Origin of the sequence: Candidatus Enterococcus moelleringii (assembly GCF_017377575.1) — a bacterium.
Taxonomy (GTDB): Bacteria; Bacillota; Bacilli; order Lactobacillales; family Enterococcaceae; genus Enterococcus_A; species Enterococcus_A moelleringii.
This window is the reverse complement of record NZ_JAFREM010000015.1, coordinates 70511-85079: the sequence shown is the minus strand read 5'-3', so window position 1 is coordinate 85079 and position 14569 is coordinate 70511. Positions and strand designations below refer to the sequence as shown.

14 protein-coding genes are annotated in these 14569 nt (G+C 42.3%); 3 read left to right on the top strand and 11 right to left on the bottom strand.

Annotated features, from left to right (window positions below; all coding sequences use genetic code 11):
- Positions 1-62: 62 nt before the first annotated feature.
- From JZO70_RS09620 to JZO70_RS09575, 10 genes are all read right to left on the bottom strand, one after another.
- Entirely contained in the window at positions 63-704 is a 642-nt protein-coding gene (locus JZO70_RS09620) for an L-fuculose-phosphate aldolase (protein ID WP_207673347.1), read from the bottom strand.
- 13 nt (positions 705-717) lie between these two features.
- Complete coding sequence (locus JZO70_RS09615; RefSeq protein WP_207673346.1) at positions 718-1773, bottom strand: S-methyl-5-thioribose-1-phosphate isomerase; 1056 nt, start codon at positions 1771-1773, stop codon at positions 718-720.
- A 4-nt stretch (positions 1774-1777) separates the two neighbouring features.
- Positions 1778-3007, bottom strand: coding sequence for an S-methyl-5-thioribose kinase (mtnK, locus tag JZO70_RS09610; RefSeq protein WP_207673345.1), 1230 nt, complete (start codon positions 3005-3007; stop codon positions 1778-1780).
- 52 nt (positions 3008-3059) lie between these two features.
- Positions 3060-4175, bottom strand: coding sequence for a glycerate kinase (locus tag JZO70_RS09605; protein WP_207673344.1), 1116 nt, complete (start codon positions 4173-4175; stop codon positions 3060-3062).
- Positions 4176-4263: 88 nt separating this feature from the next.
- Entirely contained in the window at positions 4264-4617 is a 354-nt protein-coding gene (locus JZO70_RS09600; protein ID WP_207673343.1) for a PTS glucitol/sorbitol transporter subunit IIA, read from the bottom strand.
- 38 nt (positions 4618-4655) lie between these two features.
- A complete protein-coding gene (gene srlE, locus JZO70_RS09595) occupies positions 4656-5657 on the bottom strand; it encodes a PTS glucitol/sorbitol transporter subunit IIB (RefSeq protein ID WP_207673342.1) in 1002 nt (333 codons plus the stop codon).
- 23 nt (positions 5658-5680) lie between these two features.
- Positions 5681-6232 (bottom strand): PTS glucitol/sorbitol transporter subunit IIC, encoded by a 552-nt coding sequence (gene srlA / locus JZO70_RS09590; RefSeq protein WP_207673341.1) that lies wholly within the window; start codon positions 6230-6232, stop codon positions 5681-5683.
- 2 nt (positions 6233-6234) lie between these two features.
- Positions 6235-6717, bottom strand: coding sequence for a transcriptional regulator GutM (locus tag JZO70_RS09585; RefSeq protein WP_207673340.1), 483 nt, complete (start codon positions 6715-6717; stop codon positions 6235-6237).
- Position 6718: 1 nt separating this feature from the next.
- A complete protein-coding gene (locus tag JZO70_RS09580; RefSeq protein ID WP_207673339.1) occupies positions 6719-8566 on the bottom strand; it encodes a BglG family transcription antiterminator in 1848 nt (615 codons plus the stop codon).
- 20 nt (positions 8567-8586) lie between these two features.
- Positions 8587-9387 carry an SDR family oxidoreductase gene (locus tag JZO70_RS09575; protein ID WP_207673338.1) on the bottom strand — a complete coding sequence of 267 codons (801 nt, stop codon included), beginning with the start codon at positions 9385-9387 and terminating at the stop codon, positions 8587-8589.
- Between the two features lie 319 nt (positions 9388-9706).
- Here JZO70_RS09575 and JZO70_RS09570 point away from each other — a divergent pair, with 319 nt between their 5' ends.
- The 3 genes from JZO70_RS09570 to JZO70_RS09560 are packed head-to-tail and all read left to right on the top strand — an operon-like array spanning position 9707 to position 13456.
- Complete coding sequence (locus JZO70_RS09570; protein ID WP_207673337.1) at positions 9707-10102, top strand: YbaN family protein; 396 nt, start codon at positions 9707-9709, stop codon at positions 10100-10102.
- Positions 10095-11810, top strand: a complete 1716-nt coding sequence (locus JZO70_RS09565; RefSeq protein ID WP_207673336.1) for an ABC transporter ATP-binding protein/permease — start codon at positions 10095-10097, stop codon at positions 11808-11810. The genes JZO70_RS09570 and JZO70_RS09565 overlap by 8 nt, the downstream gene beginning before the upstream one ends.
- Entirely contained in the window at positions 11810-13456 is a 1647-nt protein-coding gene (locus JZO70_RS09560; protein ID WP_207673335.1) for an amino acid ABC transporter ATP-binding/permease protein, read from the top strand. Before JZO70_RS09565 ends, JZO70_RS09560 begins: the two co-directional genes overlap by 1 nt.
- 48 nt (positions 13457-13504) lie before the next feature.
- Here the strand turns inward: JZO70_RS09560 and JZO70_RS09555 are convergent, their stop codons facing one another.
- Positions 13505-14563, bottom strand: a complete 1059-nt coding sequence (locus JZO70_RS09555; RefSeq protein WP_207673334.1) for a zinc-binding dehydrogenase — start codon at positions 14561-14563, stop codon at positions 13505-13507.
- Positions 14564-14569: the final 6 nt, after the last annotated feature.

Genomic DNA, 14569 nt, shown 5'->3' with positions numbered 1-14569 from the left:
TAGAAAAAAGCTCCCATTAACAAAAATTCTCTGTTAATGAGAGCCTTTCTTTTGGCCGTCTATTACTGCTGGCCGTATGTGCCGAACTTTTCAACCGCTTCTTGCAACTGTTCCTTGTTCAATAAAACAGGAGTGCCGATGCAGCGAGCCCGGTAATTTAATTTTGCGATAAACTCAATATCTTTAGCAGCTTCAAAGGCGTCTGATAAGCTGCCGCCGATGGTTAATACTCCATGATTACCTAATAAAATACCTTTGTCCTGCTTAATCGCGTGGTAGGCTTCTTCTGCTAATTCATAACTGCCGAAGGTTTTGTAGTCACAGCAGCGAACTTTTTCGCCAATCGAACCGATGATATAATGCAGCGGCTCAATCTCTTGATGCAAGCATGCGAAGGTAGTTGCATACTCAGAATGGGTGTGGACTACGCTATTCACATCCGGCCGATTTCGGTAAAAGATCGCATGCAAGTCATATTCACTCGAAGGCTTCCGCGTTCCTTCTACCACATTGCCTTCAAGATCCATCACAACAATATCTTCCATTCGGGTATCAAAATAAGGAATCCCGCTAGGACTGATCAGCATCACCTGTTCGTCTCGTAAATAGACGCTGATATTGCCGCCAGTACCCGTAGTCAAGCCTTCAGTAATCAGCTTCTTGCCGTACTCGACAACTAATTCCCGCTCTTTTAAATAGTTCATCTATCTTCCATCCTTAATAAAATGTATTTTCTGGGTTAACTTTCATGTAGCTGGCCAAATCATAAGGTGAGAAAACCCCACGATCGGTCACAATTCCGCCGATTAACTCAGGCGGCGTCACATCAAATGACGGATAAATCGCCTTAACCCCCGGCAACGTATGCTTGATCCCATTCATTTCCAAAACTTGTTCCGGATCCCGCATCTCGATCTTAATACTTTCATGGGTTTTCTTATCCGTATCCGGAATCCCCGTAACAAAGTAAGGAATCCCAAAACGATTGGCTAACAAAGCAATCTGATACGTACCCACTTTGTTGGCAATGTAGCCATCTTGAGCAATTGTATCAGCCGCCGAAGTGTAGATATCGATTTTTTCATGAGTCATCAAATAAGCAATCATGTTATCGGAAACAACGGTCGTATCAAAGCCCATCTCAGCACAGCAGCTAGCCGTTAAGCGTGCTCCCTGTAAATAAGGCCGAGTCTCAGCACAGAAAAAACGCAGCTGTTTGCCTTGATTTTTCGCCTCTCGCAACAAGGTTCCGATAATCGTTTCCCCAAAACATTGAGTCAAAACTGTCCCGCCATCAGGAATTTTATCGATTAAATACTTCGCTACTTTGCCCATTGTGAAGTAACGGCGATCTAGTGAATCAACTGTATTTTGTTTAATAGCCGCAGTCGGATCTTCCCCCTTGGCTAAAGCTTCTTCTGCTACTATGACACATTTTTCAGTAATCAAGCGCATACGGTTAGCCGTGGTTGGACGGGCATTGGCGATTGTTTCCGATGCTTTCTTCAAGTAATCCATGCGCGCTTCAGTAGACAGTTCTTTGCTTTGCTCACTTGCCAAAGCCATGCCCATCCCGGCTGCCGTATAAGGCCCTGCACTTTGGGTCACCATGTCAGTGATGGCTTGCGCAACTTCTTGATAAGTGGTACATTCTACAAATTCCAACCGGGTAGGATAAATTCTGCGGTCCAAAATCCGCACCTTGCCCGCTTCATACCAGGCAACATTTTCATATTGCAGTAAAGTCGGCATGCCTGTATCTTGTCGTTCCATTTGTTTATCGCTCCTTCAACTCATTAAAATGCTGAATCAATTGTTGGCCACTGGTGATTTTTCGCCGATCGGTAATTAATTGAATTCCGGTTTTGATCAACAGTCGTTCCAGTCTTAGCTGAGCATCGTGATCATCCAGTAATGACAGTTCCTTCACCTTCGAATCACCCACCACTCGACGAATCAATTCTGTTCCGGCATAGCCCAAAGCATCCGCAAAAACAGTATCCATCATACTCTGCTTAAAGGCCTCATTTTGATATAACGAACACTGCACCTTTTGATCATAGGCTAGTTCAAATTTGGCCTTTGTTTTATCATAGACTTCTTGAATAGCGGTCAAACTCCATTGCTGAAAGTCTTCATTGGATGGTTCCTCCATTAAATTTTTAGCCACTGGGAAATATAAATGCGCCAGCACATTGCCGATATCATAGCCAATCGGACCGTAAAATGCAAATTCTGGATCGATCACCTTCAATCCCGTTTGATTAATAAAAATCGAACCGGTATGCAAATCCCCATGAATTAAGGCTTGGGCATTGTTCATGAAATTGTTCCGCAGCCAGGCCACTTCCGTTTGCAGCGGCAGATTTTGGTATAAATTCTCCGCAACAAATTCTTCGTTACCGGCAGTCAATATATTGCGCCCTTTGTAATCATTATAGGGCTCGGTGAAAACTAGATCTTCGCTGATATCAGACATTTCAATATTGATAAAATCGCGAACCTTGCGTTTCTTCACATCACGATCCAACACCAGATCCGTCGTCGGCAGCAGCGTCTCCACTAAATAATCAGAAATTTCTTCGCTGAAATTAGGAAAAATCTTTTGATCAATCAACTGGTAACGCATATTTTGATAATCCGAGATATCTTCCATCACCAAAGCATACATATTGGTATCAAAGTAAAACACTGTTGGCACATAATCCGGCGCCAATTCATTTTGCCAGGTCAGAATGTCGGCTTCAATTCGGCTGCGATCAATCGACAAAGGCCGACCAGAAGAACGCAACAGTTTGTCCGCTTGCTTAATCACGACACTTTCACCCGTCGTCTGATTCATCACACGAAAAACATAATTAATATTCCCATCACCAATTTCAGCTACCTCTAGAATCTGATCCGCTGGAAAAAGATGTAACTCATTTACTACATAGTCTTTTACATCTTCTTTGTTCATCAAAAAATGGTTTTGGTATTTTGAGTTGTGTGCAGGTTGTACTTGCATTGTTTTTCCCTACTTTCTTATTTACTCAACACTCTACAGTTTCGTCGATTGCCTAAAATTTTTCAACTAATTTGTGATAGAGACTAGCAATATTTTCAGCCGTCCGACTTAAATTGATCTCAGTATTAGCAATTGCCTCAGACAAGTCCATCGGTTGACTAACAATCGGAAATACTGCCGTGATCCCTGCTTCAGCTGTATTCGTCAATTCTTTATCCACGCTGCCGCAAATGGCTACCACTGGAATTCCCGCTGGCACGCGACGAGCAATTCCTACCGGAGCTTTACCGGAAAGACTCTGCTGGTCCATCCGCCCTTCCCCAACAATTACCAAATCAGCATTTTGCACGAGTTCGTCAAAATCCATCAGGTCCAATACATAATCAATCCCTGAAACAATCTCGCCACCAGCGAAAGCCGTAATTCCGGCGGCCATGCCACCACCAGCTCCAGCGCCGGCTAATGATAAAATATCTGATTCTGCTTGTTGATAAAAACTTTGTAACGCCTCATCCACCAACGGGATTTCTTCTGGTTTTAAACCCTTTTGCGGTCCAAAAACAGCCGCAGCGCCTTGTTCACCACATAAAGGATTTTGTACATCGTTAATAATCTTGATCTTTACGTTTTCTAACTCCAACTGCGGTTTTTCTACAGCTACAACCTTCCCAAGATTCGCCCCAATCGGCAACAGCTCTTCGCCTTTTTCATCCAAAAAGCGATAGCCTAATCCAGCCGCAAAACCAATGCCGCCATCGACACTGGCACTTCCACCAACTCCGATACCGATTTCAGTGAAGCCTTGCTGAATCAAGTAAATCACCAGCTCACCTAATCCCTTAGTCTGCAGCTGCAACGGTGCCCGCTTTTCTTCAGAAATTTTCGGCAGTCCCACCAAATCAGCCATCTCAAAAAAGGCTTGGCTTTCCTTGAAACCATAGCGCATCGCAACTTTCTCGCCAAAGGGTCCCGTGACTTCCGCTGTCGCAGTAGTCAAATTCAAACTGCTGATCAAAGCATCTAATGTTCCTTCTCCGCCATCGCCAACTGGCAATAATTGAAACTCCGCTTTTGGTAAAACTTTTTCCATTCCCTGTTGAATCGCCGCTGCAACTTCTGGCGCCGAAAGACTTCCCTTAAAGGAATCCGGCATAATTAATACGTTCATCTTTTTCACCTCATCAAAAAAATACCTTCTTGGTTCAAGTCTTACATTTCTCAATCGAAAATGCAAAACTTTTCCAAGAAGGTATCACTTATTGAATGCTGATTTTGGTACCAACCTGAATTGTTGGCATTGGTTTGTCTTCTACATACAAGGTGCCAGGTAATTCAGCCTCGGTTGAACCATCGAAGCGTAAAGTAATGTGGCCTAGATCATCTAAGTTTTTCTTCACCACATCACCAACAGCGGTAATCTGGTAGCTTTGTTCATCAAAGGAGAAGGTCATACCGGGAGTGATCTCGCCAGTTGATGACTTCAACACAATGTTGTAGCAGTAATCTGCTAAAGTTTCTGGTGCTTCATCTCCAAAGAAAATCAACATGTTTTCCGCTTGAAACATTTCTGCTTCAGGCCCAATATTGGTTACTTCCGTCTCATAAATCATTTCTCATCTCTCCTAACTAATTACTTGCTACTACTAGTTTAACTGTACATACCGAAACTTGCTAGCCAAGCTACGACAACGCGGGGAGCACCGTTTAAGAAACGAGAGTATAATACAGATGGCACGCCGACTTCTACTGTTTCCGCTTCGGCTTCTTCCAACCCTAATCCAACCGGAATAAAGTCGCAGGCATTTTGGGTATTAATGGCAAACAATGCAGGTAAAGCCAATTGCGGCGGGATATTGCCTTTGCCGATTTCTACCCCGATCAACGTTCCTAAGATCTGACTGATAACCGCGCCAGGTCCTAAAAGTGGGGATAAGAAAGGCAGTGAGCAGATAAAGCCGATGATAATTAGTCCTACGACATTTCCTGCTAGAGGTTTCATCAAATTGGCAAATACAGTACCCACGCCGGAACCTTGAATGATCCCAATCAGTAAGGATACAAAGGCCATGAAGGGAATGACTGTGTTAATCATAGTCTGCACACCTTCACGCGCTGATTGGTTGAAGGTTGCTACGACTTTACCAGCACCCATCCCAATTTTAGCGATGAAGCTTTGTTGTTCTGCCCGTTGTTCAGTAATCTTTTTATCAGTAGAATACTTGAATTTCTTTTCTTCTTTTGGTGTTTCGGTTCCCGCAGCGACTGTTGCTTCGTTTTCGTCCGCTAACGTAATTTGTTCTGGGCCAACCGCCGAAACATAGATAGTCTCATTAATATACTGAGCTAAAGGACCACTTTTGCCAGTTGGGACAATATTCACTGTCGGAATGTTTTTCTTCGGATAAATCCCGCAGCGCAAGGTACCGCCGCAGTCAATAATCGCCAAAGCAATTTCATCATCAGGAATAGAAGTTTTAAAGCCATTTACTGATTCCATTCCAGTTAATTCTGCAATTTGATCAACGATGGCAGGTTTTTCACCGCCGCCGGTTACGTAAATAAATTTATGTTTTTCTTCGGTTGGAGTAATTACTAATGGTCCACCAAATCCGCCGTTACCTTTAACAATCTTTATACTTTTATAAGCCATGGTATTCTCTCCTTTATTCCGTCTTATTCTACGCTAGCAACGTCTTTGCTAAGTTCGATTCCTTGTTGTTTACAAACAAAAGCGGTTGTAAAGTCTGTTACCCAGCCGCCGATAAAGTTCATCACAATCCCTACTAACATATAGCGAATCGCAAGTTCCATTGAGTTCAATCCTAAAGCGGTAATCCCTTGAGCAACCCCCATCCAAACGAACAATTCACCTGGATTAATATGAGGAAACACGCCGTTGCTTGTATGACAGAATTGCGCTTGTGACGCATAATAGCTTGGTTTGTAATATTCAGGCAAGAAACGAGCCATGGTAAATGACATCGGATTGCCCAACATGAAGGCTGAAACAAATGGCAAAATTAAGTAACGAGTCAGTGGGTTTTTAGATGATGCCTTCGCTACTTTGGTTACTCGTTCTTCTCCTAAGAAGGCGATCAAGGTATTCATTGCCACCATCAAAAGTAATACGACTGGTACGATCCCCGTCATCCAGCTAATAAATGTCTCCGCACCTGTTTGGAAAAGTCCCATGAACCCTTCCGCAAAATTAATTAGAAAATCCATTTTTATACACTCCTTTTAGTAAACTTTGTTTGAACTGATTGTTTCATTAATGACAACTGCAAGCCTAGATTCATCACCGGCGATACTGGTTTAGTCTCTTGGTAATTGCCTTTTTCTACTTTTAGATAAACTTCCTGCGCATTCAATGCTGCCTGACGAGTTAGTTTATTTTCCTTCAACAATACCGGATGATCCTCACTCAACTCGTGAACATTTAGCCCAGCAAACTGCGGCCTTGGTTTGAAGCGAGCCAGAATCGAAGTTCCCTGCATCATTTCCGCTTCCTTGATCTTGCCAGTTGCGTCGACAGAAAATAATAGGATGGTCCCCGAAGCAATTTTTCCTGGTCTTCGTCCGATGGCAACTTTTCCATTACGCCGCATTCTTCCATACACCGTATTGAAATTTTTGATTTGTTTTAAGCCTAGGAACATTTGAACAATATAAGCAACAAGAGCAATAGCACCTAAGAAAAAGATATTCATGTTAGACTTCTCCTTTCGTCAGCAAGCGCGTGTAATCTTCTTTAGAAGAAACCGTTCTTACCTGCGCTCGTAAGCGCGGATTGGATGAAATAGTAAAGATTGTATCGTAAAAGCTCAGCAGTTCATCCTCTGCTTCCACCGTCAAATCGACTGGAATGGCTACTAAGAAAACCAATTCAATCTCTTCAATGGAGGTTAATTCCTGATAAGAGCCGATGGAAACAATAATTCGATCGCTTTGATTATTGATTCCGTGAGGAAAGGCAATGCCGTTTTCGATCACGGCTGACTCTTCCTGTGCTTTCAGCAAAATGTAATTCTTAAATTCCTCATCCACCCAGCTTTCCTCAGCTAATCGATTGAGCATTTGGATCAAGTTGTCCTCATAGGATGCCTGTGCATTCAGGTCTTCAAAGTAAAACTGAATGTTTTCAAAGGAGGCAGCCTTGGAAGCCATAATTCGTTTCCACTCACCCAGCAGCCAATTGTCATTGAATAAATCAGTCAGCTTAATCAAGGTAGTTGGCACTTTGGTTTCTGCTAGAGGAATTGTCGTAAATATGGCAAAATAGCGATTCAAATCTGTCGTCTGGTACTCCTCTTCTGAATAATGAGCAATCCGAATATTCGGTCCTAACACATTTCCCAACTGCCGTTTAATCATTAATGCCGTTCCTTTACCAGTATTGCAAACAATCGCAATCTCTTTGAAATTCCCACTGGTGTCAGCCTTCAACGCTAATTCAAAATAAATGGCTAAGTAAGAAATTTCCGTTTCCTGCTTTGGTTTTCCTAAAAAGTCAGCCAAGGCTTGAATCCCAATGTCAGCTAATTCATAAGCAAAAGCATGCTTCAAGCGGAAGTCCTGACCAAAAATATCGTAGGCATCCACCCGGAAAATAATGCGATTGGCTAAAAACATAAAATGTGCCTTTAAGCTGTTGAATAAATCAGCTTCGTCAATCGAAATAATTACCGCTTCGTGAATCGCCTCCAGCATAACTTGGAACAAGCTTTTGACTTCCTGATTTTCAGAGTAACTATCATCCACTACATTGTTGTTAAAAATGTTTAACGGGAAGCAGAGAAAATCAAAGTCAAACTGGCTAATAGTGATACTGTAGCTTTCCTCTAAAGTAACCAACAGCTCTTCCAGCTGAGGATCCTTGGCAAAGTAATTAACATAATAGGGAATCGCTTCAGAAAGATTGTATCCATCTAAGATCCGTTCAAAAGTTAAAGTAATCACCTTTTTCAGTAAACCCGATGTTCGAAAATCCAATTTTTTCGCTAAAGAGATTTCTTCTATTAATAGTAGAAGATTTTCGTTTAACCCGTTGTGATCCAAATAATCATAGGCATGATACAGATAGAGCATTCGCAAATTTTCTTCTTGTCCCTGCAGCAGCAGACCTTTATTCGGTGTACCAATTAAAGACAGATCGAACTCAGCTAAGATTGCCTTTAAATTTCGCAAATCCTTATTAACCGTCGAACGACTGACACCTATCATTTCTGACAGATCGTCAATTACCACATAATCCCCGCTTTTAATGAAGCATTCAATTAACACAGCGATTCGTTTAGAACTGGAATTGAAATCCATTTCCTGCTTTAAACTGCCGTTCATCACTTCTTCAAACTGTTTTGAATCAATTATCTTCAATTGATACACACCAGCTGATTCCACAATTTTTGCAATGTGTTCCAGTTGTTCATTCAATAGCTGAATGGTTTTTTTGACTGTCTGTGAAGTTGTATCGGTGATCAGCTTCAACTCATCTAAGGTCAGCCGATCTTGAGTAATAAAATGCTGCAATACTTGATACCAACGATTCACCAACGCCATCTTATTACCCCACTTTCACTTTAACCTCTTGTTTTACCACCCGCGACGTTGGTTGTAACTCCAGTGATATAACTTGCCCGATCCGACAAATAGTAACAAACCAGATCTGCTACTTCGCTTAATTTTCCGCTTCTTCCTAGTGGGATGGTCGTGGTTTTGCTGTAATTTTTTCTTAGATCATCAACAGTAATTCCGCGAGTATAAGCTAACGCTGTTTCATACTCAATCGTTCTAAGGCCAGTTTCTTCCATAATACCAGGAGCAATTCCGACCACTCGGACCCCTTGCTTACCAAGTTCTTTTGCCCACGAACGGGTGTAGCTGTTAACAGCCGCTTTGGTTGCTGCATAGGCGCTTTGTCCTTCAGAACCTTCAATTCCGCTTTCAGAAGACATGTTGATAATCACGCCGCGTTTATTCCCTACCATTATTCTAGCAACTGCCTGACTCATTAGGAAGAGGCCCTTTTGGTTAATGGCAAAGATCTTGTCGAAAATAGCATCGGATAATTCAAATTCGCCATGAGGCTCTTTTGCATCTACTAATAATCTTGGAACGTTGATTCCAGCATTGTTTACTAACCCATCAACTGTGCCGAACTGTTCTTCCACCTTCGCAACGTTTGCCTCAACCTGTTCCCTGGATGAAATATCTGTCGCAAAGAATGTAAGGTTTTCATGTTGCTGTTGGCCTTCTCTTAAATCAAAATTCGCTACCTGAACACCTGACTCCAACAATTCTGCAACAATACTGGCACCAATTCCTGATGATCCGCCTGTCACAATTACTTTTCTGCCTGCAATGTTTAACCAATCTGTCATAGCTTAGTTCCTCCTACTTCCTAATACTGGAATGATAAAATCACTCCTAGCTTCAAATCGTCTGCTCTAGGCCTCCGCTTGATTACATTCTTAGTATAGGACCCCTCTCATCAAAAATTAATACGGTCTTTTTTTCCGGCGCGATAAAAAACGTGCACTAATTCGTGAAGTCGTGAAAAAAAGACACTAAGAGTCTGGAAAATACAACAGATTTTATCTTAAAACCTCTTTTTGCAACAATGCGATTGATAATCATTTTCAATTGCATTATTATAGCCTTAAGAAGGAATTCACAAATTCCTGTATTCGGGAGGTTTCCATGAAAAAAATTCTCTATTTCTCTTTAGGCAGCGTCACCTTTGTTCTTGGAACGTTAGGAATGTTTCTGCCGTTTTTGCCAACAACTGTTTTCTATTTGTTAACCGCTTTTTTCTGGCTGCGAAGCTCAGACAAATACTATAATCGCTTTATTCAATCCTCCTTTTACCAGCGTTGTGTAGAAGAGCCGATTGTCAAAAAGCAAATCACGAATAAAGGGATGCTGAAGATGTTTGCGATGATCTTAGTCGTATTTCTGATTCCGGGATTGTTAGTGGACAACACCATTATGCGGATTACTTTAGCGATTGTTTATGTAGCTCATGTGATTGGCTTAAGCTGGTATTTGCGTAAGCCAAAGAAAGTGAAAATGGGGTTAGGTGAACCAAATGATTGATCGCCGCCTATTTCAAGTAACCGATAAGAAAATTTTACTGCTGCAAGTTTTACTGCGTTGCGGAAGCTTAGTATTATCAATTTTTATTTGGAAAAGCATCGCCCATTTTCTTAGTAATAGTGTTCTCGACACTTATCCGCCTTTATCGCCTTTTTTAGTACCGATCCTCCTAGCATTAGTGGGAAAATTGCTGCTGATCTGGATTTTGGCTGGTTTGTCTGATCAGGCTTCTGCTAATTTGCGGATTTCTCTGCGTCAAAAAGTGATGGAAAAAGCCTTTCGCCTTGGAAATACCCGTAAGCAATTGTCAGCCACCGCCCTCACTCAGCTTTCTGGTGATGGGATCGAACAATTGGAAACCTACTATGCGCGGTTTTTGCCGCAACTTTTTTATTGTCTTTTTGCATCAGTCGTTCTATTTATCAATCTTTTCATGCTAGCGCACTTGCCAGCAATTGTGATGCTTATTTGTGTTCCCTTCATTCCTTTAGTTATTATGCTGGTGATGAAGATAGCCAAACGAATCTTAAGCAAATATTGGTCCAATTACACTAACTTAGGGACAAAATTCCATGAAAGTTTAGCTGCTTTAAGCGTACTAAAGGCCTACAATCAAGATGAACAAAAGCAGCATGAATTAGCCGCCGATGCCAATAGATTTCGTAAAGCAACTATGAGTTTGTTAGGGATGCAGTTAAATTCCATCACGATTATGGATATTTTATCTTATAGTGGGGCTGCTTTAGGGATCGGTTTAGCCTTGTTTGCCTTCCAAGCACAGCAGTTAAGTCTCTATGGAATGCTGGTTTTCATCCTGCTAAGTGCGGAATTTTTCTTACCTATGAGACAATTAGGTTCGTTGTTTCATGTAGCTATGAATGGTATCAGCTCTTGTGAGAAAATTTTCGATTATCTAGATTTGCCTGAACGCAGCTTTGGTTCGCAACAGCTGACCGAACCGTTAACTGAGGTAAAGATAGACAATTTGAGTTTTTCATACTCTGGTGAAATACCTGCCTTGACTAATCTCTCTGCCCGCTTTTCTCGCGGCTGTTTTACCGCCTTTGTAGGAAAATCTGGGTCGGGGAAAAGCACCTTTGCCCAACTATTGTTAAATCAACTAGATGAATTTCAAGGGGATATTTGGTGGAACCAGTTTGCTTTGTCCGACCTTAGCCGAGGAGCGATTTTAGAACGAGCTGTTTTGGTAAATACTAAAGACTTTTTGTATTTGGGCAGCTTAAAGGACAATCTGCTGTTGGCAAACCCAGATGCCAGTGACGAGGAATTATGGGCCGTACTGAAAAAAGTGAAGCTGGAAACTTTTGTTGCTGACTCATCTGAGAAATTAGCGATGCCGATTGAAGAGAATGGTCACAATCTTTCGGGCGGTCAGCGTCAACGTTTGATTTTGGCTCGCGCATTGTTGAAGGACGCCGATCTTTATATATTTGACGAAATTACTTCCGGCGTGGATTTAGAAAGTGAAGAAATTATTTTAGCCGCCTTGAAGAAGCTGGCCCAGGAAAAAATCGTTATTTTCGTTTCCCACCGTATGTACAACGTGCTGCAAGCTGATCAAGTCTATGTCTTTAAGGATGGGAAGATTATCGAATCCGGTGCTCCAGAGGGACTGCGTAAAACTTCGGATTATTTTAAAGCCTATTTCTTGGAGGAAAATCAAACGATGAAAGGGGAGTTATCCTGATGAAAGATCGTTCATTGATTCGTTGGCTGTTGGGATTCGCTCGACCTTTTATTGGTAAAATGACCCTTGCGATTTTTTTAGGTATCCTAAGCAATCTTTCTGTGGTGGCGATTTCCATGATCGCTGTCTGGACTGTTTTTCGGCTATTGAACCAGCAAGCAGTTAACCTGTCTGTCATTCTCGGTGTCTTAATTGCTTGCGGCGTGCTTCGAGGGGTGGCTCGTTATGCGGAGCAATATTTGAATCATGATATTGCTTTTCGGCTGCTGGCCTTGATTCGCGAAGATATTTTTTCGACTCTGCGGAAAATGGGACCTGCTTATCTTTCTGGTAAAAACAGCGGTGATTTGATTACCGCTATTTCTACCGATGTCGAGGCGTTGGAAGTCTTTTTCGCTCATACAATTTCACCGGTGTTTATTGCTTTAGGTACAACTGTTATTACATTTGGCTTTATGGCTTTCTTCGACTGGCGGATGGCACTGATTTTACTTTTAGGACAACTGCTGATTGGTGTGATTATTCCTTTAATCAGCTACAATCGCAACCGTTCAATTGGTGACGACTACCAGACAGCATTTGTGGCAGTTAATCAAACCATCATGGAAAACATGAACAGCTTAAAAGATATCGCTCAATATCAGCTGGCTCAGCAAAGAACCGGCCAATTATTGTCAGACAGTCAACGGCTCAATCAGCAAAACAAAAAACGCATTCTCCATGCTAGTTCCTTACAGGCTTTTAGTGAAGGAGTCGTAGTTTTTACCACATTAGGAATTCTGTTATTTGGTTTTTATTCAATCGCTAATCCGCTGACTCTTACATTAGCAGCTGTTCTGAGCTTGAGTTCCTTTGGTCCGGTTTTGGCCTTGGGAAATCTGGGCAATGCCTTGCTGACGACCTTTTCCAGTGGACGACGCTTGTATCAATTAGTGCATGTAACACCTAGCGTTCAGTTTGATCCTGAAGGGCAAGAACCAGCGGAATTCCAGCAAACAGCGTTAGCACAAGTAACCTTTTCTTATCCCGAAACAAAGCAAAAAGTTCTCCAGCAGCTTTCGTTGAACGTAAACAAAGGGGATCGTATTGGCATCAGCGGTGAAAGCGGCAGCGGGAAAAGTACGTTGTTAAAATTAGTTATGCGCTATTGGGATCCTGATAACGGCAAAATAACATTGAATCAGCTACCCATAGCAAGGGTAACCGAACCTGCTTTGCATCAGCTGCAGGGAGTGATGGAGCAAACGACTTTTCTATTTGAAGATACGATTGCCAATAATATTTCGATGAAGCGGGCTGTTTCCCAAAGTGCGATTGAACAAGCCGCTCAGGATGCTGCGATTCATGAGTGGATTTTATCCTTGCCTCAAGGTTACGAAACCCGCTTAAGTCAGCTGTCGCGAAATATTTCCGACGGCGAACGACAGCGCATCGGCTTAGCACGTCTGTTTCTCTATGATGCGCCGCTGATTCTATTAGACGAGCCAACCAGCAACTTGGATTACGTCAATGAACAAGCGATTCTTGCCACGCTGGATAAAAAATTAACCGACAAGACCCTCCTGATCGTTTCCCATCGAGAGACCACTTTAGATATTGCCGATCAGACTTATCGAGTTGAAAAAGGGCATTTGCTGAAAAATTAGATGTTAAAAGGGCTGTCAGTTTGCAATTAAACGGACAGCCCTTTTTCTTTAAAATTCCCCCGGATTGGATTCAATCATGACTTTAATTTCGTTGCCTTCCATCACCTTATCAAAGGCTGTGCGCCATTCTTCCAGCGGGTACTTCTTAGTAATCATTTCATCAATGTGGATCGCACCTTTAGCCAACAAATGAATCGCAATTGGCCAATCATACGGATTTTGCGAACGGCTGCCCACGTACTCGATTTCTCGCTGAATAATGGTTTCTAAGTCCAGCTCATTCATCTTATCGCGGAATAATCCGACTTGAACAAAAATTCCTTGCTTACGCATCAGCGGCAGGCTGGCATTTACTGCTGGCAGAGCACCGGAAGCGTCATATACTTTATCGACACCGTAGCCATCAGTCACCTCTTCGACTACTTTTGCCAAATCTTCCTTCATCGTATCGACAATTACATCCGCGCCCATTTTTTTTGCTAACTCTAAACGGTGAGCATCTTTGGTAATCCCAGTCATGATGACAAAAGCACCGATGTCTTTAGCAATTTGCAGCAGGAACAAGCCAATCGGACCAGGGCCCATGATAATGATTTTGTCTTGTAATTCCAGGCGGCTTTTTTGGTACATGGCATGAATACAGCAAGCTAATGGTTCACTCATTGCTGCGCCTTCATAGCTCAATCCATCTGGCAACAAATGGATGCTTTCTTCTCTGGCTAATACATAATTGGCCATACTGCCGTTTTGCTGAGTTCCGATTCCTTTACGGTTAGGACAGAGATTGTATTGTTTTTCTTTGCAGTAATCACATTCGTTACAAACCGCAAATGTTGTTTCACTAGTCACGCGATCGCCGACTTTTACTTTTGACACTTGGTCTCCTGCAGCAACGACTTGCCCGGAAAATTCGTGGCCTAAAACCACTGGTGTGGTGGGATTTTTGTATTCCCCTTTAAAGGTGTGAATATCTGATCCGCAAATTCCCGTGTAAGCTACCTTAATTAATACCTTATCTCCAGATGCTTCAGGTACTGGTAAGTCAATAAATTCCATTTGGTCATAGCCTGGTGCCTGCTTTGAGACACCTTTCATCATTTCGCTCATTTATCT